The following is a 21,517-nucleotide window of genomic DNA, read 5'->3' on the forward strand; positions in this document are numbered from 1 at the left end:
TACCTGATTCAGAGCGATAAATGCTTAGAAAGCGGTATTGAAAGACGCCGCGACCTGCCGAGACATTTACTCCCGAAGAGGTCGCTGACTGTCCGATTTTTAGCGACCGAGGCCGCCCCAAAGCCAGCTGTACATTGTATTTCCCCATGTGAACCGCCGCGTTTTTGCGGCTGCCCATATGGATAACAATGAGTTAAGATGTCAGCAAGACTTTTTTAACCATTCATTCGGGCCTGCTTCCTTTCGATATTATCGATCAGATCAGGAAATGGCACCGGACGACTGACGTAGTAGCCCTGGATGGTGTCGCATCCCATGCCCTTGAGAATCTCGAGCGCGGTCCCGGTTTCCACCCCTTCAGCAACGACAATGCGATCGAGTGAATGCGCCATTTCGATAATGGACTGGACGAGCAGGTAGTCCTCCTTGTTCGCTTCCATGGCCTGGATGAAGACCTTGTCGATCTTAACCTCTACGGCCGGGAGGTAGCGCAAGTAGTCGATCGTCGCATTGCCCGTGCCGAAATCATCGATCGACAAGCGCAGCCCGGACTGGACCAGGCGCTGGAGCATCTGGAACGTTCGCGAACTGCGATCGAGACGATCGGTCTCGGTGATTTCCAGGACCAGCTTCTCCGGCGGCAGACCGTGCGCGGCGAGAATCTCGGAGATCATTCCCGGAAGGCCCGGATTGCGCAGCAATTGCGCCGAAATGTTGACCGACATAGAGAAGTCGTAGCCCAGCCGCGCGAGGTTGACGGCAGAACGCACCGCTTCGTTGACGACGAAGCGGGTTATGCGTTCGATCCGGTGGAATTCCTCGGCAATGCGGATGAATTTGTCCGGGCTGATCGGACCTCGTTCCGGGTGCGTCCAGCGCACGAGAGCCTCGGCACCCGCAATGCGATTGGACTTCACGTCAAGCTTGGGCTGATAGGCGACCCAGACTTCGCCATTGTCGATAGCACGATCGAGCTGGGTCAGAAGCGACAGCTCCCACTGCGCCTCATGACGGCGGCTATCGTGCTGATAGACGAGTTCGTCATTGCGAACCGCCTCCTCTGCCGACTGCATCGCGCTTGCCACGCGGCTGGAGACCGTCCGGTCGAACTCGGAATCTATGCCGCAGTTGAAGGAGAGGTCGATATCCATGCCGCTGACCTGGATGCCGTTCTGAACGATGCGATGCAGGCCTTCTAGGTTTTCGAAAAGATCGAAAGTGCTGCGGATGTTCGACAGCCACAGGAACATGCCGCTTTCATGATAGACGGTCACGTCGTGATCGCTGATGCGGATACGCCGCACGATTTCATGCGCGACTTGCGCCTCCACGTGCTCGGCAAAGCTGCCGATGATGGCTCCGTAATTGCGGATCTTCAGAGCAACCAGGATCTTGGTCGACATCGCGTCGAAATTGCGCAGTGCCTGCACACTCGGGAGCCCCGAGCCCGCATTGGTCTCTCCCGCGACCTCCACGCGATCGAGGTTACGCATACGAAAGACCGCCACGGCGGCAGTGGCCAGGGCGGGGAAAATCGCGACCTGCACACTGATGTAGTTGAGAACGAAAGGAGCTGCGATAAGAACCGCGGTCAGCCCGCTGAAGCGGTAAACGTCGAAAACCCGGCCTCTTCCCAAACCGGAAATAATGATCACGCCCACAAGCAGAAATGGCGGAATCCAGCCCAGCTGCACCGGCAATCCGCGCTTCAAAGTCTCTGCAGCGATTGCATGCGCATATCCGCCAGGGGCATAGCCCTGCCCCGGTAACGGATGAATATCATTATAACTTATCGCACCGGGGGCAATGATTACATCTTTGCCGCTGACCAAACTGACGTCTAGTTTCCCACGCATCACATCAATGTAGCTTGCCGTCGGTATCGTTTTATAATTAATAGAATAATCTGGTTGGAACACACCCTCAGGATAGTCCTTCAATCCTGCAATCGCTACCGACATGCTTGGAATCTGCCCCATCGGACTATCCGATGAGAACGGTATGCTCATATTCAAATTGAATGGATGAAAAAGGGCCAGCAAAGAGACAACCTGTGCCTCCTTCCGAAACTGGGGTACCGGCAGCGATGCAGCGTAATTCCCGCCAACGCCATTACTACTTGGCATGGCTCCCAGAAAAACCCTGTTCGGATATCTCTTGAGAACTTCGACAAATTCATCGTTGCCCTTGTTCTCAGAAAAGTAGCTCAAAGCTCGGTCGAAGAATATGCGTTTTGCGCCAGCCTTGAACAATGCTTCGACAACAACCGCATCATTCGAACGCGACACGTCCATCACGCCAAGTTCATCAAGCGTATTAGTATCCTGCAGAACCATCGCTATTTCACCCTTGGACGGGTGAATCCTGAGGTAGTTCCTAAGGTTCGACAAAACATCCTCGACCGGCAGGCCGACACCCGAAACGCCGCACAGAACGCCGGTCAGCGTCGCCCAGAAGACGATGCGGAAGCGGGCATTGCTCCAGAACTTGCGGAAACGGGCCTTGAGATCGGTCATTTCGGCCTCACCCTTGGTGCCGACGCATCAACGGACGGCAGATACGCGTCAGCGCTGCGGGAATCGTCCGCTTTTTCCGCCCGAGAATCGTAGACCTTGACCTTCATACACGTCCTTCGATGACGCTTCTCAGGGATGGCCTAGAGTAAATGTCCTAAGATTGGGTGTAGTTAATTCCCGGCTTTTACACAGGCAGGAATACACCGTTTCGTCCGGCACGCAGGCGGGTTCAGGCAATACCCAACTTGGTAAATGCCTTCTCAAGCATCAGCAACTGCCAGAGCAGCCGGGAATTGTCCGAAGTTCCCGCCAGATGCGCATCGACCAGGCCCGACAGGCGACGGCTGTCGAACCAGCCGGTTCGCGCCAGCTGGGCACTGGAACAGGCATCCCGGGCAACCTGGGCGAGCGGACCGCGAAACCACTGGGCAATCGGCGTCACGAAGCCCTGCTTGGGGCGATAAAGGATGTCGTCCGGCAGGAAGCGCCGCATCGTGCGCTTCATCAGCCACTTGCCCTGCCCGCTGCGCACGCGCATCGATTCGGGCAGGCTGGCGGCGAATTCGATCAATCGGTGATCGAGCAAGGGCTCGCGCGCTTCAAGGCTGACCGCCATGCTCGTACGGTCGACCTTGGTCAGGATATCCCCCGGAAGCCACGCCTTGAGGTCCGCATATTGCGCGCGGTCCAGCCCCGAGCGCGCGGGCGCGCCGCGCATCAGTTCCAGCAGCGGTGTCTCGGCCCGGTAGTCCCCGCGAAGTCGCAGGTATTCCGGGGAATAGAGGCTTTCGCGCAGTTCCGGCGAAGTGAAGCCGATCGCACGCGCATAGCCCTCGGCGGAATCACCCGCGAGCGAAAGCAGCGTCGTCTTTGCCCGCAGGGGCCGCGGCGCCCAGTCAGCCTTGGGATAGATCGCACCCAGCGCTCCGAACACCGGACCGCGCACCGATTGCGGCAGAAGCGCGCGAACGCGATCCTCGCCGTGCTGGAAAAGGTGCCGGCGATAACCGGCAAGCGCTTCGTCCGCGCCGTCACCGGACAGAGCGACTGTCACGCTTTCGCGTGCAAGCTGGCACACCCGCCAAGTCGGCAGCGCCGAGGCATCGGCGAATGGCTCGTCGAACATGCCCGCCAGCGTATCGATCATCCCGAAGTCGTCCGGGGAGACCTGCCGAGCCTGGTGATCGGTGCCGTAACGCTCCGCGACCTGGCTGGCATATGCTGTCTCGTCGAGCGCGGCGACGTCGAAACCGATGGAACAGGTGCGCACGGCCTGCGAAGATGCCTCCGCCATCAGAGCCACCACGCTCGAGCTGTCGACGCCGCCTGAAAGGAATGCCCCGAGCGGGACGTCGGCCACCATGCGCGAAGTCACCGCCTGCCGCATCAGGTGCAGCAATTCGGCCTCGAGGTCCTCAACCTTCCCCTTGCTCCGCTCGGCGAAGGAGACGTCCCAGTACTGCCGGGGCGCAGGCAACGGCTTGCCGTGCTGCAGAAGCAGCGAATGGCCCGCGGGAAGCTTCATGACCCCTTTGAGCATCGAGCGACTGTCCGGCACGTAGCCCCAGGCCAGGTAATCCTCCACGGCCAAGGGATCGACATCCCGCCGCAGCAGGGGATGCGCCAGCAGCGCCTTGAGTTCCGAACCGAAGACGAGGCTGCCGTCGCTCAATGGCGCCATGAACAGGGGCTTCACGCCCAGTCGGTCCCGGGCCAGGAAAAGCGTGCGAGCCTCGCAGTCGTAGATCGCGAAAGCGAACATGCCGTGCAGGCGGCTGACGCATTCGGGGCCCCAGCGCTGCCATGCAGCAAGAATGACCTCGCTGTCGCCGTCGGTATGGAACATCGCGCCGGTCTTGCGCAGTTCCTGGCGCAGCTCGCGGTAGTTGTAGATCTCGCCGTTGAAGACCAGCATCGCGCGGCCATCGCTGGAAGCCATTGGCTGTGGAGAGCCGGCAAGATCGATGATCGACAGGCGTCGATGCCCCAGCCCTACGCCCGGCGCCGTCCAAACCCCGTGCCCGTCAGGCCCGCGATGGACCATCGCATCGCACATCGCCTCGACCCTGGCGGGGTCGACGGGCTTTGGCGTTTCAAGGTGATAGATTCCGGCAATGCCGCACATGCACTCGCGTACCTACCGGAGTTGTTCGACGCGGTCCATCCACGCGCCTGGCGGCCCGGTGGATGACAGGAAATGCGATATGGCCTCGGCAGCAGGCTTGGCGGGCGCATCCTCGGCCGAGACGATCAGCATGGTCGTCGGGCGTCTCCGCAGGAGAAGATGATTGCCGATCACGGCCAGCTTGAGGCGCGCATTGCTGCCTGTGACCAGATCTCCGTTGCGATACCAGGTGACGGCCAGCCGCTCGACCTTGCCGGCGCCGAGCAGTCGCTCGCTCCTGCCCTCCGGGAAGGCCCTGCCCGGGCTCTGCCAAGCCCAGGCACTGTCCGGCATCAGCGCGCCCTGCCCGAATCCTCCGGCTTCGCGCCCTTCCCCCTGCGACGCATAGAGCGCCAGGAACACATCGACCTTGTGCCCCTCGCCGTCGACATAGCTTCCGAGCAGGCGATGATCGGCGCCGGACGCCTGCGGTTCCCACCAGATCGACGGCGAATAGTCCGCGCGCGTCCAGCCGGAGACCGCAGGAAGCTCTATTTGCGGCGGCAGGGGCGCGGCAATCCGGTCGGCTCCATAGGCCCAGCCACGTGCGAGGAGCATCAGCGCGACAAGGCCCAGCAGAGCGAACGCAGGCCGCACCTGCATTGCGGAAAGGCGACCTACCAGCCTGCTGCGGCCTATCGCTTCGGCATCGATCATCGGATCTGCCAGCGGTCGGTCGAAAAACCGCCAGGCGCCAAGGATCACGAGCCCCAGCACGATGGCGAAAAAGAACCAGCCATAGACAATGTGATCGAAACCTGCCGCCACGTCCGCGCCGAACCACTGTGCGGCGTAGATCGTGCCCCATGCCCTTACGCCATTGGCAAGGATCGGCACGAGCACACAGGCCCCGACCATGACGATCCGGCGCGGCCAGCTGATGAAGCAGACATTGGCAGTGAGCACGCCGAACGCGACCATAGCGATCAGGAACTTCACGCCCGAACAGGCTTCCGCCACTTCGAACAGGCCTGCAGGGGTATCGATGAAGACGCCGTCGATGACCGCCGGGATGCCGCTCAGATGGGTGAGCGCAACGGTGATATCGGCAGTGATCATCTGCAAAATGGTCACCAGTTCCTCGCCCAGCGGGACGAGGAAGGCGAGGTAACAAAGCGGGAAGAGCAACCCGGCGCTGACCTGCGGCCCCAGCAGCAGCGGGACGCTTGCGCCGAGCATGGCGATAGCCCCGGCCTGGCGCGCAAGGTCCAGTCCCGACATCGCGCCCAGCAACCAGATGAAGGCGGCGCCTCCGAACAGGAACAGACCCGGCCACCAGCATTGCGGCGCAAGCTTGCGCAATTCGCCCCAGCGCTGCCAGACCAGCCAGCCCAGGATCGGCGGGATCAAAAGAACATGATTGTATGTGGAAATGTCCCACCACTGACGCGCCATCGCCGCCCAGTCCGCAGCGAACGTGAAGACCAGAACGAGCCAGACTCCCGCCAGTCGCAGCAGCGGCCCGCGCCAGCTTTCAGGGATCGGACTTTCGCCGAAATTGAGATCGGCGGCCAAGGAACGCATGTCAGGCAACCGCGTTCATTCGGGCATCGGAGCGCCCGATGAATTCGGGCAGGCGCGCAAGCGCGGCCGGCCAGCTTGCGTTCTCGACGATCCAACGGCGTGCCGCCGATCCCTTGGCCTGCCTGCGCGCGGCGCTCTGGGAAATGGCAAGGATCGCCCCTGCCATCGCGGCATCGCCATCGGCAATGTGAAAGTCGCGCCCATTGACGGCATCGATACCGTTGGCCGCTCCGGGCGTGAGAATCACCGGCAATTCCATCGCCATCGCTTCAAGCACCTTGTTCTGCACGCCGCGCGCGATCTCCAGCGGCACCAGCGCGAGATCCGCACCTGCAAGCCACGGGCGGATATCGTCGACGCGTCCCCAGATCCGCGTGCCGTTCACGCCATCGCGCGCTAGCAATGCGTCGACCGGATTGCGCCCCACGACATGCAGGGTCGCATGTCCGCAAGCCGAGCGGACGGCGGGCATGATGCGGTCGATGGCCCGCAGCACCGCAGCCACATTGGGCGCATAATCCATCTGCCCGGTAAAGATGATGCGGGGACCGCCCGACTGCACGATGCGCGGCTCAGGCTTAACCACGGCCGGGTCGAAATACGTGCTGTCGAGACCATTGCCCATCGCGTGGACCTTTGCACTTACCGCAAGGTCCGGCGGCAGTCGCGAAAGCAGCAATTCGGCTTCGAGGGGACTAATCAGCAGGCTTGCATCGGCGCGGCGGACGATGCGCGCTTCTTCCGCGCCGAGGACGCGGCCTTCGCGCCGATCGATCCAGCTGCGCAGGCCCTTTGCGTTGGCTCCATAGGCGTCGAACTTGGCCGAATCGACGTCGACCAGATCCGCCACGACGCGGCCGGTGAAGGTGCCGGGCACATATTGCGCCATCTGCCCCGAAAAAACGTAGATGACGTCGATGTCCCGGTCGCGCAGCGTGTCGCGCACCCAGGCCTTCAGGCGACGGTCGTGAAAGGCGGTGAGGCTGACCGGCTTGCCGCCAGAAAGGGCCTCGAACGCGGCAAGCGGCAGGGGCTTCGTCCGGCGCAGCAGCCGATGGCTGGCCGCAATCGCCGCGAGATCCGCTTCGCTGGCAAAGTCCTGCTCTTCGTCGGCGAAAGTGGCGACATGGACGGGAGCCATGCCGGCCAATGCCTTGAGAACATGGTGCGAGCGGATCTTGTCGCCCCGGTCGGGAGGGAACGGAATGCGGTGGGACAGGAACAGGATCTCGCCCATCAGCCGATCCCCCGGGCAATCAGCGGCCCAAGGCGATTGGCAATGCCCAGCGGCAGCTTCTGCCAAAGCGCGATCTGCAGCGACAGCTTGGCGCTGGCCGGGTCGGCCTCGCGCGCTCGGGCTCCGGGAGCGGTCCAGCTGGCATAAGTCAGCGCTTCGGGCTCGAAGCCCCAGTTGCGCTTGAAATGATAGGCTCCGCTTCCGGTCTTGGACCGGCCGAAGTCGAACGCAGTGCACCCGCGGCGGCGGGCGTGGAGCATGAGCTCGAAGTACATCCGGTCGTTCGCGCGCAGGCGCCGCGCCTCCCGGGTGCCTCCGCCCCAATAGGGCATCGCCGCGCCCCGGTGATAGACCGTGATCACGCTGGCGAGAGGACGTTCTTCGTGCCGGACGGTCAGGATGTCCGCATCCTCGCCGAAAGCATCGACGACGGCGTCGAGCAACCCGCGCGGGAATACCGGCGTGCCCAGATTGCGATAGCTCTCGGCAAAGACCGCATAGTGCGCAGCCCGGTCGCGCTCGGAGGTGCCGATCTCGACAGTCAGGTCGTTCGCGAGCGACTTGCGGACTTCGGCGCGCTGCTTGCGCGGGACCGTGAGCAATTCCGCCTCGTCGTCCGCCGCCAGGGGCCGGGCGAAGTTGCAGTGCGATTCGCTCTTGAATGCCCAGCCCTGACCCGCATCGGGAAGTGCGCCGCCGCGCAGCTCGATTGTCGGGCAGGAGAGACGCAGCGCCAGTTCCTCGGCAGCGCGCAGCACCTCTGCAGGCTCGGCGCCGTCGTCCGCCAGCAAGCCGCCGCCGACGGCAAAGCCGCTGGAGGCCAGCATGTTTCCGAAGATGGGCGAATGGATCGCACTGAGCGGAAGGAACGCAACGATCTCGCCATGCCGCTCCTGCACCAGTGCGAAAGCGCGGTTTCCGGTGGCGCGGGCGGTGGCCACGAACCAGGCCGGACGATGGAAGGGCGTAGCTTGCGGATGCGCCACGACATAGCCTTCGAGCCGAGCGATCTCGCCCGGATCGGCCAGGTCGGCCAGCCGCACCTGTGCGCGGGTCGGGGCGAAAGGTGCGTTCACGCCGCCAGCGCCATGGCCCTGTCCGATTCGCGCGCGGCGAGATCGTCCATGCGGCCCCAGCTGAACTCGTCGATAAGCTGGCGCAGCTTACCCGCCATGACATCGAGATTGGTGTAGTGCCGCAGACGCGAGCGCAGCGGCGCATTCTCGACGCGCGGCTGGTCGGGATCGATTTCCCAGGGGTGGAAGTAGAACACCGCCGGTCGCCCCTCCTCGCGATTCACTTGCCGGATCGCCCAGCGCGAAAAGCCATAGGGCAGGACGCGGAAGAAGCCGCCTCCACCTGCGGCAAGGCGGCGTCCGGCGAAAGTCGCGGTGGTGACCGGGATCTCGACGAGATCGCTGCCTGCCAGCGGATGAAAGGCGAAGCGCGGCGCCTCGCGCCAGCCGTAGTGATCGTGGGCGATAGGCGCGACACTGGAGCTGTAGGCATAGCCCTGGCCAGCCAGCACCTCGAAAGCCCATGGCGTGCGCGCATCGATGGAGAAGCTCGGCGCCCGGTAGCCGGTTACAGCGACCCCGGCGGCGTCCTCAATGGCCTTGCGGCTGCGTTCGAGATCGCGCGCGAAGCCGTCTGCGCCAAGGCGGAAGACGCGCTCATGGTCCCAGCCATGGCTTGCCACTTCATGCCCTTCGGCCGCGATGCGGCGCATCAGCGGACCGTGACGCTCGGCCACCCAGCCCAGCGTGAAGAAAGTCCCCCTAACGCCCGCATCGCAGAACATTTCAAGGATGGTATCGCAATTGCGCTCGACCCGGTCCGCCAGCCTGGACCAGTCATCACGCGCGATGACGGTTTCGAAGGCGCCGACCTGGAACCAGTCCTCGACATCGACCGAGAGACCGTTGATCTGGGGACTGGCGGGCATCGGGCTCACTCCGGTCATGCGCGGACGAAGGCTGGGGCTCTCAGGCAGCGCGGCGCTGGCCCTCGCCGCCTTCGATCCACTCGATCAGCATCGTCAGGGTATGGCGCAGCATGCGGTCATGCTCGGCAAGGCGCGCCTCGAGATCCGAGACATGGCCGGACATCGCCTGAAGCTGCGCTTCGAGCGACGCCACTTGCGCCTGCCCGGCATCGGCAGCTTCATGCTCGCGCGCTTCGGCCGCCATCGCGAGTTCGAGCACGGCCTGTTGCAGTTCAGTGATCTGGGCGTCGCGGTCGGCCATTGCAGTTTCGATGATCGCGGCGACTTCATCGCTGTCGATGCCGCCCGGGACAGATTCCGTGCGTGCTTCTTCCCCGCGCGGCGAAACCGCGGGTTCGGCCGCCTCGCCCTGCATTGCAGCGGCCTCGGGCTCGGCCTCGGGAGCCTTGCGGCTCACAAGCGAGATCGAACCGTCCGCGTCCAGTTCGGCAAGGACCTGAGCCAGAACCTCGCCGTCGATGACGCAACGCTGCTCGACCGCACCCAGCAGCAGCAGGCGATTGACGAGCTGGTTGATGCGCCGGGGCACGCCGCCGGTCGCCTCGAAGATCCCGGCGAAAACTTGCGCATCGAACTGCGGATTGCCCTGCCAGCCCACGCAGCCAAGGCGGTGTTCGATATAGGCCTGCACTTCGTCGGCCTGCATCGCCTCGAGGTGGTGGGTGGCAATGACGCGCTGGCGCAGCTGCTCCAGTTCCCCGCTCTCCAGCAAGGTCGAGCGGAATTCGGGCTGGCCAAGCAGAAGCGTCTGCAGCAGCGGATGCGATCCGAGCTGGAAGTTGGAAAGCATGCGCAGCTCTTCGAGCGCAGAGACAGTGAGATTCTGCGCCTCGTCGACGATCAGCAGGCAGCGGCGGCCCTGGCGCGCTTCCTCATGCAGGAAGCCTTCGATCGCGCCCAGCGCCGAGGCCTTGTCGTGCCCGGCGACCGCAAGTCCGAAAGCCTGCGCGACGACATGGACGATCTCCTCGCCATCGAGCGCGCTGGTGACGACTTGCGCCGCAGTCAGGCGGCTGGGATCGATCGTTGCCATGAGGTGCGCGACAAGCGTCGACTTGCCCGCGCCCACTTCGCCGGTGATGACGACGAAGCCTTCGCCCTGGGCGAGGCCATAGCCGAGGTAGGACAGCGCCTTGCGGTGCGTCCGGCTCTCGAAATAGAACGCCGGATCGGGCGTCAATTGGAACGGGCGGCTCTCGAACCCGTAGAAATCGTCGAACATCTCTCGTCCTCCTTGGGACTTCAGAACGCGTACCGCAGGCCGACCAGGGCCGATGCGGTCCAGATATCGTCAATGGAAGGATCGTCGCGGGTCGCCCCGTTGATCCCGAGCGCCGCAGTTGCCCGCAGGCGCTGTGTAAGCAGGCGGTAATAGGCCGCCGTGGCACCATAGCCGGTCACGTCGCCGACCAGCGGATCGGAACTGGCGATCCAGTTGGCATAGACATTGGTGCTCCAGCCGGCGTCGCGCCCCAGATTACCGCTCAGGTAGGCAGCCAGCCAGTAGCTTTCGTCGATAATGCCATTGGCCGATGCGAGGATCGTGCCTTCGGATGCAAGGAACTTGCGCCGGTCGTAACCTGCGCCGATGCCGGCATTGAGGCGGCCGAGCTTCATCGAATAGCTGGCCGTCACCCCGCGCGAACGGAACGTGGCCGAACGCACCGAACCGAGCGCACCGGCAAGGCAATTGCTGCCTTCCAGCGAATCCACGCAGCCGCGCAGCTGGCCGGTGATCGGATCGCGCACAGCCTCGAAATCGTCAGGCAATTCATCGAGGAAACGATTGAGCTGTCCGCCGAAGCCCGCAACGTTGTCATAGACCGCAACGCTGAGCTGGCTGCGATCGTTGGGCGCATAGGCCAGCGTGCCGCCGAAGCTGGTCGCCCCGTAACGGCGCCCGACATGGGCCGAAAGCGACGTGCGGCGGCTTGGCCGCCACATCACCGCGACATCCCAGATCAAGCCTTCGACGTCATAGGCGATCTCACGCGGCGCGCTCTTGTCGGTCCTGTAGCGTCCGTTCCGGCCGATGACCGGGTTCCCGTCGGCATCGCGCACGGCATCGCGGCTGGAGACCTCGACGTCCTCGTATCCGACCGCACCGACAACCTGAACGGTGCGGCTGACCGGCACCGTAACCATGGCGCGCGCCTGCATGTCACGCACGCGCTGGTCGAGGTTGGAGATGTCTTCCTGATAGAAGCTGCCGGCAACGCCCAGCCCGACGGGCAGGATCTCGTATGGCGCAACTCCCGCCTCGATGTCGGCCACCTGCGAAACGCTTTCGTCGAAGACGTCGGCCGCTGCGCTGCCCGGGCTGGCGACATAGGCATTGGGTTGTTCGACCTTGGTGTAGCCGGCACGGTAATTGGCATTGATTGCCACATCGCCGGCGCGCGTCGCCACCGAGGGGCCAGCATAGACCGAGTAGATATTCGAGGACGAGTTGTCGCCAAAGGTGGAGCTTGCAAGCGCCGATCCGCCGTTCTCGACATTGACCTGGGTAGCCAGTGCCCCGGCCTCCAGCGTCACGCCCGGAGCCACGGTGGCATAGCCGCGCACGATGCCGCTGATCGCATCGCCATCGCGGGCATTGTCGCTCCAGCCGATCTGGCGCTGGTAGCGGATCGAGGCCGAAACCGCATTGCGCTGCCCGGAGATGCTGGCATCCACGCCGACCGCGACTTGCGTGTAGGTCAGCACGTCGTCACCCGGCGAAAGCTGGGCGTCGACGATCTGGTCAAGCTCGATATAGGGCTGGATCACCAGGCGGCGTCCGCCCTGCCCCTTGCCGCCGCGCTTGGCAGCCTTGCCGGGCGCGTAAGTCTCGGAAGCCGGACCCTCGGGCGCATCGCCGCCGTCCATGCCGCCGCCACCGGCGCCTTCGTATCCAAGCGTCTGTGCGTGTGAGGCGACGGGCAGCGACAAGGCCACCAGCGCAGCCGTCGTCGCCAGGCCGATCAAGCCGGTCCGGAGGCGTTGCTTCGCCATCATCCCTTGTACCCGTAGTAATTGCCGAAACGGCGGCCGCTCGGGCTGAATTGCGCCGCATTCAGGAGCAGCTGCACATTGGGGCAGCCGTTGAGCAGAGAGATCGCATCCTCCAGCGCGCCCTGCCCGGTGCTGTCCGCGCGCACGATCACCACCGCCTGACCGACATACTTGGCAAGTTCGGCAGCGGGCGAGGCCGCCAGAGCGGGCGGCGAATCGAAGATCACCACGCGATTGGGAGCGCCTTGCGTCAGGCGGTCGAGCACGCGGCGGGTGCGAGAACTGGAAAGGTATTCGCTGTCGGTGTTCGAAGTATCGCCGGCCGGCAGCACCCACAGACCGGGAATGTCGGTTCCCAGCACGCAATCGCTGACATCGACGCTCTCATCCATGAGCGCGTCCATCAGCCCCGGACCGCCGGGCAGCCCGAGCGCTGAGAGGATCGACGGCTTGGCAAAGTCGGCATCGACGAGAAGAACTTCGCTTTCCTTCTCGGCCGCGATCGAAAGCGCAAGGTTAAGCGCGCAGTAGGTCTTGCCCTCGCCCGGGTGCGGCGAGCTGATGAGCAGGCGCTGCGCGGAAGGACCGACGTTCTGGCGGCGCAGGTCTGCGCACTGGAGCAGGAGCTGCCGCTTGACGATGCGGAACTCCTCAAGGCTCGCGGTCACTGTCCCTTCGGGCACGATCAGGCCCTGATCGCGCAGGCGATCGCGGTCGACAGGATGATGCGTGCCGTGAAATTCGGTGCGTTCCAACGGCTCGGGTATCGGTTGCGGCGCGGGAGCCGCTTCAGCAACTTGTTCAGATGCCTCGACGGCGGCATGCGCTTGCGGAGCCTGCGCAACTGGCGGCTGCACTGCGCCTTGCTGGACGGCCGACTGATCGACAACCGGCGGCGCCGGCTTGCGGATCCTGCTCACCACATCGGCGGGGATCGGCGCGGGCCTTGCGATCAGGCTGTTGAGATCGAGGCCGCCAGTGGCACGCTCGATCAGCGATCCACCGGAAGCGGCTTTGCCGGGAAGCGGGATGCGGGTGTGCTCGGTCATCGCTCGTTCCCCTCAGGCCACCATGCCGCGCTGGATGAATTCGACCGCGAGCAGCACGACGAAGAGCCCGCACAGCGCAGCGCTGGCGCCATAGAAGTACTTGAGGCGGCGCTTGCGCAGCGCGCGGGCCGCATCGGTCAGGTTCTGCGAGATCGCGCCGAGCACCGGCAGGCCGATCGAACGCTCCAGTCCGGCTGCCGTCGCGTAGACGGAGCGCACCTTGCCGAGCGCGAAGGCACCCGCGCAGCCACCGCCGATGCCGACGATCAGCACGCCCAGCAGCAGGATCGGGCGATTGGGCGCCACGGGCTTGCGCGGCGTCGTCGGCGGATCGACGACTTCGAACTTCACTGCCTCGCGCTCGGTCTTCACTTCCCCGCGCAGGCGCAGTTCCTCACGGTCCTGCAGGAGCTTGTCGTACTGCGAGCGCAGCACGTCATAGTCGCGGTTGATACGCTGGGCCTGGCTGGCGAGTTCCGGATTCTGGATCGCCTGCGCGGTCAGCCCGGCAAGGTCGGACTGCAGCGCGGCCTTGCGCGAAATGAGCGCCTGGACATTGGCCTGCCGCTCGGCCCGAATCGACTGCAGGGACGTATAAGCGGGGTTCGGGGCGCCGACGCCGCTGGCCGCTTCCTGCGCGGCCGGGCCTTTGAGCGCGGCAATCTGATTGCGCGCAGCGATCACGTCGGGATGCTCTTCAGTGAGCCCGCGTGCGCGCAGCGAGGCAAGGTTGGACTGAGCCTGCGCCAGGGCCGCCGATGCACCGCCGGCGCTGCCGCCGGGGATGGTCCTGGGCGTACCGGCAAGCTGACCGTCGATGGCCGCAAGCGCAGCCTGCGCGGCAGCCAGATCGGCCTCCACGCCGCGCAGTTCGGCGCGTGAGGATTCAAGCCGCTGCGCGCTGGCTGCCCCGCCCAGTGCGAATTCCGGATGCTCGGCCTCGAAAGCGGTGCGCTTCTGCTCGGCCGATTCCAGTTCCTTCTCGCGCTGGGCAAGCTGCTGGTTCACGAACTCCAGCGTCTCGACCATCTCGCCGCGATTGCCCGAGAGGTTCTCCTCGCGGAAGATGTCGATCAGCTTCTGGGAGATATTCTGGGCAAGCCTCGCGTTTTCCGCATCGGAGAACGAGGAATAGCTGGCGTTCGCCGTGATCTCGAAGAGGTTGTCCTGCTGGCTGATCACCTTGACGTTGTCCGCCAGGGCCAGGACCGCGGCTTCCATCTGCTTGGGCGATTCGATGGTGTCGCCGATGCGCGTCGAGCGCACGACCTTTTCGAGGTTCACCGCGCTCGTCAGGGTCTGGCGGATGCGTTCGATGTCACGCTTCTTGTCGGCCACGCCGATGCCGACCTGCTCCGCCAACGCGTCGTCGAGCTGGATGAAAATGCGCGCACGCGATTCGTAGCTGTTGGGGATCAGCGCCACGACCAGCCAGCCCAACAGGCAGATGCCCCAGGCAATGCCCAGGGCAATCCAGCGACGGTGCCAGACGCTGTGGATCGCGGCCAGCAGCTCTTCGTAGAGAGAGTTCATCGCTTGCGCCGGCCCCTCTTAGAACATGCTTTCGGGGATGATGATGACGTCACCGGGGCTGAGCATGACGTTGGCCTTGCTGTCGCCCTTCTTCAGCAGGTCGCCCAGCCGCAGGGCATATTCCTTCTGCTTGCCGGTCGTCTTGTCGAAGCGGATCAGATGCGCCTTGTTGCCCGCCGCGTATTCGGAGAGGCCGCCCACCGCGATCATCGCGTCCAGCACGGTCATATTGGCGCGGTAGGGAATGGAAGCGGGCTTCTCGGTCGCGCCGACGATGCGGATCTGCTGGCTGAAGGTCCCCGCGAACTTGTTGACGATTACCGAGACCAGCGGGTCCTCAATGTACTGCGAAAGCTGCAGGCGTATGTCCTGCGCCAGCATCGAAGGAGTCTTGCCTACCGCGGGCATGTCGGTGATCAGCGGCGTGGTGATGCGCCCGTCGGGACGGACCTGAACTTTCGCGCCCAGCTCGGGGTTGCGCCACACGAAGATGGTCAGCTCATCCAGCGGGCCGATGACATATTCCTCGCCCGGGCCTTCCTGCATGGCAACGAAGGAGGCCGGGGGGAGTTCGGGCGCTGCACCGCCGCTTGCACATCCGCTGAGAGTCACGCCGGCAAGCGCGCAAACGGCGAGCAGGCGAGGCAGACGGCGATACGGCATGGGCACTTCCCTCACTGCGCCGACCCGCCGCAATCCTCACGAGAGCGGCGGACCTGGCGAAATCCGGCTCCCGCTATCGGTCAAAAGGGTGAACATAGCGTTAGCCTTGAGGGACGAATTGGCGGCAGGTCCCGAATCGGGACGCGCAAATGCCTAAATCCTTACGGCTTTTTCAGACCAGCAGTTCGCGGGCCGGTCCCTGCCCCAGGAAATTCGCCGGACTGGCGCTGGCACCATAAGCCCCGGCACAGAACACCGCCACGAGATCGCCAACCTCGGCGCGCGGGAACCCGCCCTTGTCCGCCAGTTTGTCGAGCGGCGTGCACAGGCAACCGACGATGGACGCCTCTTCCTCGACCTCGGCTCCGAAGCGCGTGGCTATCGCCGAGGGATAGTTGCGGCGCACAACGGTTCCGAAATTGCCCGAGGCCGCGAGCTGGTGATGCAACCCGCCATCGGTGATCAGAAAAACTTCGCCGTGGCTGACCTTCCGGTCGACGATGCGGGCAATGTAAACACCTGATTCGCCCACGAGATATCTGCCCAGCTCGATGCAGAAATGCGTTTCGCGCAAGGCGTCCGGCAGGTTCTCGAAGCGCTCGGCCAGCCGCTCGCCGATGAGCGAAATGTCCAGTGCTTCGTCTCCCGGGAAATAGGGGATACCGAAGCCGCCACCGAGATTGCAGTGCGGCAGAGGCGCTCCGCTTTCATCGGCAAGACGCGCTGCAAGGTCGAGGGTCTGGCCCTGGGTCTCTGCAATCGCCTCGGCGGAAAGCGCCTGGCTGCCAGCGAATATGTGAAAGCCGCGCCATTCGGCGCCGCTGGCGATGACTTCGCGCACGAGCGCGGGAACCCGCTCGGCATCGAGCCCGAAAGGCTTGGCGCCGCCGCCCATCTTCATGCCCGAACCCTTGAGGTCGAAATCGGGGTTGACCCGGATCGCCAGCCGCGGCGTCACTCCCAGCTGCCCGGCGATTGCCAGCGCCCGCGCAGCCTCGCCCTCGGATTCGAGATTGAGCGTCACCCCGGCCATAATCGCCGCTTCCAGCTCGGCATCGCGTTTGCCGGGGCCTGCGAAGCTCACCTTGTCGAGCGCAATCCCGGCACCGCGCACGATCTCCAGCTCACCGCCCGAGGCAATGTCGAAGCCGTCGACAAGACCGGACATCGCCGAGAGCAGCGGCGCGAAGGGATTGGCCTTCACCGCGTAATGCAGCGACAACCGCCCCGGCATCGCGGCGCGCAGGGCCGCGACCCGTTCGCGCACCCGGTCGGCGGAATAGAGGAACAGCGGGGTTCCACCGGCTTCTTCCACCCAATGCGTCACCGGCTTGCCGCCCATCGCCAGAACGCCGTCAATGGAGGTGAACCCGGCCGGGATCGGTCCGAGCGCCTTCATGCCGCAAGCTCCGCCTGCAGACCGGTGCGGTCGATCTTGCCATTGGGACCGATCGGCATGGCATCGCGCCAGTGAATGACCTTGGGCTGCATGAAATTCGGCAGTTCCTGCATGAGTTTACGGGGCAATTCCTGTTCGGGGTTTTCGGCGCCGGGGGCCATCCGGACGATCAGGTGGACCGCCTGTCCCAGCCGTTCGTCGGCCAGGCCCAGCGCGACCGCCTCGGCAACGAGGCCAGTGGCGAGCGCGGCTTCCTCGATTTCCTGCGGGCTGATGCGGTTGCCCGCGCTCTTTATCATCGCATCGCGCCGCCCGACGAAGTAGAGCAGCCCGTCCGCCTCGCGCCGCACCCGGTCACCCGACCAGACGGCAATTCCGCCATAAGCGGAGCTCGCGGGCGCCGGCCTGTAGCGTTCGGCGGTACGTTCCGGGTCCTGCCAGTAGCCCTGGGCGACGAGCGGCCCGCAGTGAACCAGTTCCCCCTCCTCACCGTCGGCTGCCGGTTCGCCCGCATCGTTGATGACGAGAATCTCGGCATGGGGGATCGCCTTGCCCATCGAGGTGGGATGGCTATCGACCAGTGCGGGATCTAGATAGGTCGAGCGGAACGCCTCGGTCAGGCCGTACATCGGGAAAAGCCGCGCCTGCGGGAACAGCGCCCGCAAGCGCCGCACCAGATCCACGGTGAGCGCACCCCCGCTGTTGGTCAGGCGGCGCAGCTTGCCGGCAGTCTCTTCCGGCCAGTCGAGTTCGCAGACCTGCACCCAAAGCGGCGGTACGGCGGCCAGGGTGGTAATGCCGTGGCGCTCTACCGCTTTCACCAGATCGCGCGGCAGCAGGTAGTCGAGCGGGACGACGCAGCCGCCCGCATACCATGTCGAAAGCAGCTGGTTCTGCCCGTAATCGAAGGACAGCGGCAAGACCGCCAACGTGCGGTCGTCACCTGCAAGATCCAGATAATCGGCCACGGCCTCGGCCCCGAGCCACATGTTGGCATGGCTGAGCATAACGCCCTTGGGCCGCCCCGTGGATCCGCTGGTGTAGAGGATCGCCGCCAGCGCATCGGGATCGGCATCCGACAAGCCCACATCGCCGCCGAGGTCCGTCGCTGCGGCGAGGGCCGCAGGCTCCTCGACCACGCGGCAATGCCCGGGGACATCGGCCTCGCCCAGGGTTTTCAGGCGCGCGGGCGTACCGATCAGCATGGCGGCGCCGCTGTCGGCCAGGATATGCGCGACCTGTGCGTGCTTGAGCAACGGATTGACCGGCACATGGACCAGCCCGGCACGGGCTGCCGCGAGCGGCAACAGGCAGGTCAGTTCGCCCTTGGCCGCCCAACTCGCCACGCGCGCGCCTGCCTGCGGCACTTCCCGCGCCAGCCAGGCGGCCAGGCGGGAGACACGCGTTCTTAAGTCCTTGTAGTTAAGAACGCCCTCGCGCAGCACGAGGGCATCGGCCGTATCGTCCCCGCGAAGGACGAGATGGTCGAGCGGAAGGACCCTGTTTTCGCTCTTGCCGCGCATTGTGGTGGAACTGCTCCCGAGAGGCTTTTGGAAGGTATCGTGGTAAAGATCGAATATCACTCCGATCTTAAGGAACTGCAATCCGACGCGCAGCTTGCAAGGCTGCTCTCGGCGGAGTGCCAGTCCGCGCCGTTCGATCGCCTTGCATGGTGGGAAGCGCTTGGCAAGCATTGTGCCATCGCGCCGCTGCTCGCTGTTGCGCGCGCAGGAGACGCCGTCGCCGTCCTGCCGCTCACCGGCGATGGCGGCCACCTTTCGGCACTGGCGAACTGGTACACTTTCCGGTTTCGCCCGGTGGTTTCGCACCCCCCGCAAGCCGAAGTCCTGCTCGCGCAGCTGGCCCGCGATCTGGCCGCAAAGGCGCGCCGCCTGACGCTTGCCGGCCTGCCCGAGGAAGACGGCACTGCATCGCGCATCGAATCAGCCTTTCGTAAGGCCGGTTGGCTGGTCATGCGCGAAGCCAGCGACACAAATCATGTCCTCGAAGTATCTGATCGCAGCTTTGACGACTATATCGCCGGGCGTCCCGGCAAGCTGCGTACGACGCTCAAGCGCAAGACAAGGAAAGTCGCGGTCGAGATCATCACCCATTTCGATGCGCAGGCATGGGAGCAGTACGAGGTGATCTATGCCGAGAGCTGGAAGCCGGAAGAAGGCTCTCCGGACTTCCTGCGGGCCTTTGCCAAGTCCGAGGGCGAAGCAGGCCGCCTGCGCCTTGGTATTGCCAGGGCCGCCGACGATCCCCAAGGCCCCGCCATCGCAGCGCAGATGTGGACGGTCGAGGGCGGAACGGCCTTCATTCACAAGCTGGCGCACCGCGAGAGCGCCAGGCCGCTATCCCCCGGTTCGATCCTCAGCGCAGCGCTGCTGCGTCATGTCATCGAGGTCGACAGGGTTGCGCTGGTGGACTTCGGCACCGGCGACGATCCCTACAAGCGCGACTGGATGGAACAGGTGCGGCCACGATATCGACTGGACATGTTTCGCCCGCTCGATCCGCACAACTGGCTCATCGTGGCACGGATCGGCCTGCGACGCCTTGCCGCAAGTGCGAAGGGCGGCTAGAGCCGCAGGCCAAAGTGAAAGGCTTTTGTTGAGGGGGCCATGCAAGACGATACCGACCTGCTGCTGCGTCGCATCCTGACGGATGTGCTCGGACTCGCGCAGGGCCAGGCCGACACGTTCGATGCCGAAACCGGCTTGTTCGGCCACCTGCCTGAACTCGATTCGATGGCGGTCGCCGGGCTCCTGACCGAAATCGAGGATCGCCTCGACATCGTGATCGAAGACGACGAGATCGACGGCGAAATGCTCGAGACGTTCGGCGGCCTGCTCGAGTTCACCAAGTCCAAGCGCGCCGAGGCCTGATCGGGCGGTGACACCGGCGAGCTGGCCCTGTCCGCTGCCCGCCGGCGGCTTCGTCAATGAACTCGCCCTCTGCTTCGATCGCAACCGCGCCACGCGGTTGCTGATTGTCCCGGCGTTGTTCGACGAGGGCAACAAGCTGCGCCGCGTGACAGTGGAAACGATGCGCCGGCTCGATGCGGCCGGGATCGACTGCATCCTGCCGGACCTGCCCGGTTGCAACGAAAGCCTCCAGCCGCTCGACCGGCAGACGCCCGAAGTCTGGCGCAGCGCGATGGACGCTGCCGCCACGCAGTTTCGCGCAACGCACGTGATGGGCCTTCGCGGCGGCTGCATGTTCACGCCACAAGGCCTTCCAGGCTGGCATTACGCCCCGGTGAAGGCCGCCTCGATCCTTCGCCAGATGCTGCGCGCGCGAATTCTTGCCAGCCGCGAGGCTGGACGTGAGGAAAACCGCGAAGACCTGACCCTGCTAGCCAGGGAGCAAGGCATCGAACTTGCCGGCTATCCCCTCTCGCCCGAATTCTGGCGCGAGTTCGAGCCAATGATCGCTTCGCAGAACGCCAGAGTGATCGAGCAGGCCGAGGTCGGCGGCAGCGGCCTTTGGCTTCGCGCTGAACCGGATGAAGCGCCCGAGCAGGCCGACGCGCTTGCCGCGATCCTGACCTGGGGCGTCACGGGATGAACCGGCGCCATTTCCTGTTCGATTGCGAAGGCGTCCAGCTAGCCGCGACACTGGACGATGGAGCTGCAACAGTCGGCCTGCTTCTTGTCAGCGGCGGCAACGAAGTGCGCGCCGGAGCATGGAACGGACAGGCAAAATTCGCCGCCCGGATTGCCGTCCAAGGTTATCCCGTCATGCGTTTCGACCGCCGAGGCGTGGGGGACAGCGAGGGCGAGAACGGCGAATTCCGTTCCAGCGCGCCCGACATAGCTTCTGCGCTCACTGCATTTCGCCGCGAATGCCCGCAGCTCACCAAGATCGTCGCCTTCGGCAATTGCGATGCCGCCAGTGCATTGATGCTGTCGTGCGGCATGGGCATAGGCGCGGGCATCGACGCGATGGTGCTTTCCAACCCGTGGACGATAGAGGACGATGCACAGGAGGAACCCGCCGAAGTGGTCCGCGACCACTATCGTCGCCGTCTCACCGATCCTGCCGCAATCCGCCGCCTGCTGACCGGCAAAGTCTCGATCGGCAAGCTCTTGCGCAGCCTCCTGTCGGCCGCGCGCCCTGCACCGACCGAGCTATCCGGCCTCGCCGCCGAGATGGCCGAGGGTATTGCGTCCTATCCTGGCCGCATTCGTTTCCTCGTCGCCGCGCGCGACAGGACCGGGCAGGCGTTCCTTGCAAGATGGGACAAGTCCGACACTCGCATGCAGATATGCCCCGATGCGACCCACAGCTACGTCGAAGCCCACGCCCAGGACTGGCTGGTGGCACGGGTTATCGACGTGCTGGAGGCAGCCTGACAGCTGCAAGGGCGCTGGATCGACGCGGCCCTGGTGCCAGTCTGGAAATCCTCCCCACTTTCCGCGAAGGAA

Annotated in this window: 17 protein-coding genes; 4 read left to right on the forward strand and 13 right to left on the reverse strand. The window is 64.5% G+C overall.

Annotation, left to right across the window (positions count from 1 at the left end; genetic code table 11):
• Positions 1-215: 215 nt before the first annotated feature.
• The 13 genes from J3474_RS12675 to J3474_RS12735 form a co-directional block, all read right to left on the reverse strand.
• Positions 216-2,516 (reverse strand): EAL domain-containing protein, encoded by a 2,301-nt coding sequence (locus tag J3474_RS12675; protein ID WP_207094442.1) that lies wholly within the window; start codon positions 2,514-2,516, stop codon positions 216-218.
• A gap of 229 nt (positions 2,517-2,745) precedes the next feature.
• The gene (locus tag J3474_RS12680; protein WP_207094443.1) at positions 2,746-4,641 is read right to left on the reverse strand and encodes an XrtA/PEP-CTERM system amidotransferase; all 1,896 of its coding nucleotides are present in this window, start codon (positions 4,639-4,641) and stop codon (positions 2,746-2,748) included.
• A gap of 12 nt (positions 4,642-4,653) precedes the next feature.
• Positions 4,654-6,204, reverse strand: coding sequence for an exosortase A (xrtA, locus tag J3474_RS12685; protein WP_207094444.1), 1,551 nt, complete (start codon positions 6,202-6,204; stop codon positions 4,654-4,656).
• Between the two features lies 1 nt (position 6,205).
• Positions 6,206-7,441, reverse strand: a complete 1,236-nt coding sequence (locus J3474_RS12690; protein WP_207094445.1) for a TIGR03087 family PEP-CTERM/XrtA system glycosyltransferase — start codon at positions 7,439-7,441, stop codon at positions 6,206-6,208.
• Positions 7,441-8,517, reverse strand: coding sequence for a FemAB family XrtA/PEP-CTERM system-associated protein (locus J3474_RS12695; RefSeq protein WP_207094446.1), 1,077 nt, complete (start codon positions 8,515-8,517; stop codon positions 7,441-7,443). The genes J3474_RS12690 and J3474_RS12695 overlap by 1 nt, the downstream gene beginning before the upstream one ends.
• The gene (locus J3474_RS12700) at positions 8,514-9,386 is read right to left on the reverse strand and encodes an XrtA system polysaccharide deacetylase (protein ID WP_207094447.1); all 873 of its coding nucleotides are present in this window, start codon (positions 9,384-9,386) and stop codon (positions 8,514-8,516) included. Before J3474_RS12700 ends, J3474_RS12695 begins: the two co-directional genes overlap by 4 nt.
• Positions 9,387-9,426: 40 nt before the next feature.
• Complete coding sequence (locus J3474_RS12705) at positions 9,427-10,668, reverse strand: XrtA/PEP-CTERM system-associated ATPase (RefSeq protein WP_207094448.1); 1,242 nt, start codon at positions 10,666-10,668, stop codon at positions 9,427-9,429.
• A 20-nt stretch (positions 10,669-10,688) separates the two neighbouring features.
• Positions 10,689-12,443, reverse strand: coding sequence for a preprotein translocase subunit YajC (locus tag J3474_RS12710; RefSeq protein WP_207094449.1), 1,755 nt, complete (start codon positions 12,441-12,443; stop codon positions 10,689-10,691).
• Positions 12,440-13,489 carry an AAA family ATPase gene (locus J3474_RS12715; RefSeq protein ID WP_207094450.1) on the reverse strand — a complete coding sequence of 350 codons (1,050 nt, stop codon included), beginning with the start codon at positions 13,487-13,489 and terminating at the stop codon, positions 12,440-12,442. The genes J3474_RS12710 and J3474_RS12715 overlap by 4 nt, the downstream gene beginning before the upstream one ends.
• 12 nt (positions 13,490-13,501) lie before the next feature.
• On the reverse strand, positions 13,502-15,022 hold the full coding sequence (locus tag J3474_RS12720; RefSeq protein ID WP_207094451.1) for an XrtA system polysaccharide chain length determinant: 1,521 nt from the start codon (positions 15,020-15,022) through the stop codon (positions 13,502-13,504).
• An 18-nt stretch (positions 15,023-15,040) separates the two neighbouring features.
• Entirely contained in the window at positions 15,041-15,685 is a 645-nt protein-coding gene (locus tag J3474_RS12725) for an XrtA/PEP-CTERM system exopolysaccharide export protein (RefSeq protein WP_007011121.1), read from the reverse strand.
• Between the two features lie 172 nt (positions 15,686-15,857).
• Positions 15,858-17,084, reverse strand: a complete 1,227-nt coding sequence (locus tag J3474_RS12730) for a pyridoxal-dependent decarboxylase, exosortase A system-associated (protein ID WP_207094452.1) — start codon at positions 17,082-17,084, stop codon at positions 15,858-15,860.
• Positions 17,081-18,607, reverse strand: a complete 1,527-nt coding sequence (locus tag J3474_RS12735; RefSeq protein ID WP_207094453.1) for an acyl-CoA ligase (AMP-forming), exosortase A system-associated — start codon at positions 18,605-18,607, stop codon at positions 17,081-17,083. The genes J3474_RS12730 and J3474_RS12735 overlap by 4 nt, the downstream gene beginning before the upstream one ends.
• Before the next feature lie 39 nt (positions 18,608-18,646).
• Between J3474_RS12735 and J3474_RS12740 the strand changes: the two genes are divergently transcribed.
• The 4 genes from J3474_RS12740 to J3474_RS12755 are packed head-to-tail and all read left to right on the forward strand — an operon-like array spanning position 18,647 to position 21,445.
• Positions 18,647-19,672, forward strand: a complete 1,026-nt coding sequence (locus tag J3474_RS12740; RefSeq protein ID WP_242528390.1) for a GNAT family N-acetyltransferase — start codon at positions 18,647-18,649, stop codon at positions 19,670-19,672.
• Positions 19,673-19,711: 39 nt separating this feature from the next.
• Positions 19,712-19,975 carry an acyl carrier protein gene (locus J3474_RS12745; protein ID WP_007011125.1) on the forward strand — a complete coding sequence of 88 codons (264 nt, stop codon included), beginning with the start codon at positions 19,712-19,714 and terminating at the stop codon, positions 19,973-19,975.
• A gap of 7 nt (positions 19,976-19,982) precedes the next feature.
• Positions 19,983-20,657, forward strand: a complete 675-nt coding sequence (locus J3474_RS12750) for a hypothetical protein (protein ID WP_207094455.1) — start codon at positions 19,983-19,985, stop codon at positions 20,655-20,657.
• On the forward strand, positions 20,654-21,445 hold the full coding sequence (locus J3474_RS12755) for a hydrolase 1, exosortase A system-associated (RefSeq protein WP_207094456.1): 792 nt from the start codon (positions 20,654-20,656) through the stop codon (positions 21,443-21,445). The genes J3474_RS12750 and J3474_RS12755 overlap by 4 nt, the downstream gene beginning before the upstream one ends.
• Positions 21,446-21,517 lie beyond the last annotated feature (72 nt).

This window comes from Novosphingobium sp. PY1 (assembly GCF_017312445.1).
Taxonomy (GTDB): domain Bacteria; phylum Pseudomonadota; class Alphaproteobacteria; order Sphingomonadales; family Sphingomonadaceae; genus Novosphingobium.

Bases quoted from the DNA above. Each gene is read 5' to 3' on its own strand.
- J3474_RS12720 (WP_207094451.1), bottom strand. From the start codon at position 15,022: ATGAACTCTCTCTACGAAGAGCTGCTGGCCGCGATCCACAGCGTCTGG.
- J3474_RS12705 (WP_207094448.1), bottom strand. From the start codon at position 10,668: ATGTTCGACGATTTCTACGGGTTCGAGAGCCGCCCGTTCCAATTGACG.
- J3474_RS12700 (WP_207094447.1), bottom strand. From the start codon at position 9,386: ATGCCCGCCAGTCCCCAGATCAACGGTCTCTCGGTCGATGTCGAGGAC.
- J3474_RS12735 (WP_207094453.1), bottom strand. From the start codon at position 18,607: ATGCGCGGCAAGAGCGAAAACAGGGTCCTTCCGCTCGACCATCTCGTC.
- J3474_RS12725 (WP_007011121.1), bottom strand. From the start codon at position 15,685: ATGCCGTATCGCCGTCTGCCTCGCCTGCTCGCCGTTTGCGCGCTTGCC.
- J3474_RS12745 (WP_007011125.1), top strand. From the start codon at position 19,712: ATGCAAGACGATACCGACCTGCTGCTGCGTCGCATCCTGACGGATGTG.
- J3474_RS12715 (WP_207094450.1), bottom strand. From the start codon at position 13,489: ATGACCGAGCACACCCGCATCCCGCTTCCCGGCAAAGCCGCTTCCGGT.
- xrtA (WP_207094444.1), bottom strand. From the start codon at position 6,204: ATGCGTTCCTTGGCCGCCGATCTCAATTTCGGCGAAAGTCCGATCCCT.
- J3474_RS12755 (WP_207094456.1), top strand. From the start codon at position 20,654: ATGAACCGGCGCCATTTCCTGTTCGATTGCGAAGGCGTCCAGCTAGCC.
- J3474_RS12710 (WP_207094449.1), bottom strand. From the start codon at position 12,443: ATGATGGCGAAGCAACGCCTCCGGACCGGCTTGATCGGCCTGGCGACG.
- J3474_RS12730 (WP_207094452.1), bottom strand. From the start codon at position 17,084: ATGAAGGCGCTCGGACCGATCCCGGCCGGGTTCACCTCCATTGACGGC.
- J3474_RS12690 (WP_207094445.1), bottom strand. From the start codon at position 7,441: ATGGGCGAGATCCTGTTCCTGTCCCACCGCATTCCGTTCCCTCCCGAC.
- J3474_RS12680 (WP_207094443.1), bottom strand. From the start codon at position 4,641: ATGTGCGGCATTGCCGGAATCTATCACCTTGAAACGCCAAAGCCCGTC.
- J3474_RS12675 (WP_207094442.1), bottom strand. From the start codon at position 2,516: ATGACCGATCTCAAGGCCCGTTTCCGCAAGTTCTGGAGCAATGCCCGC.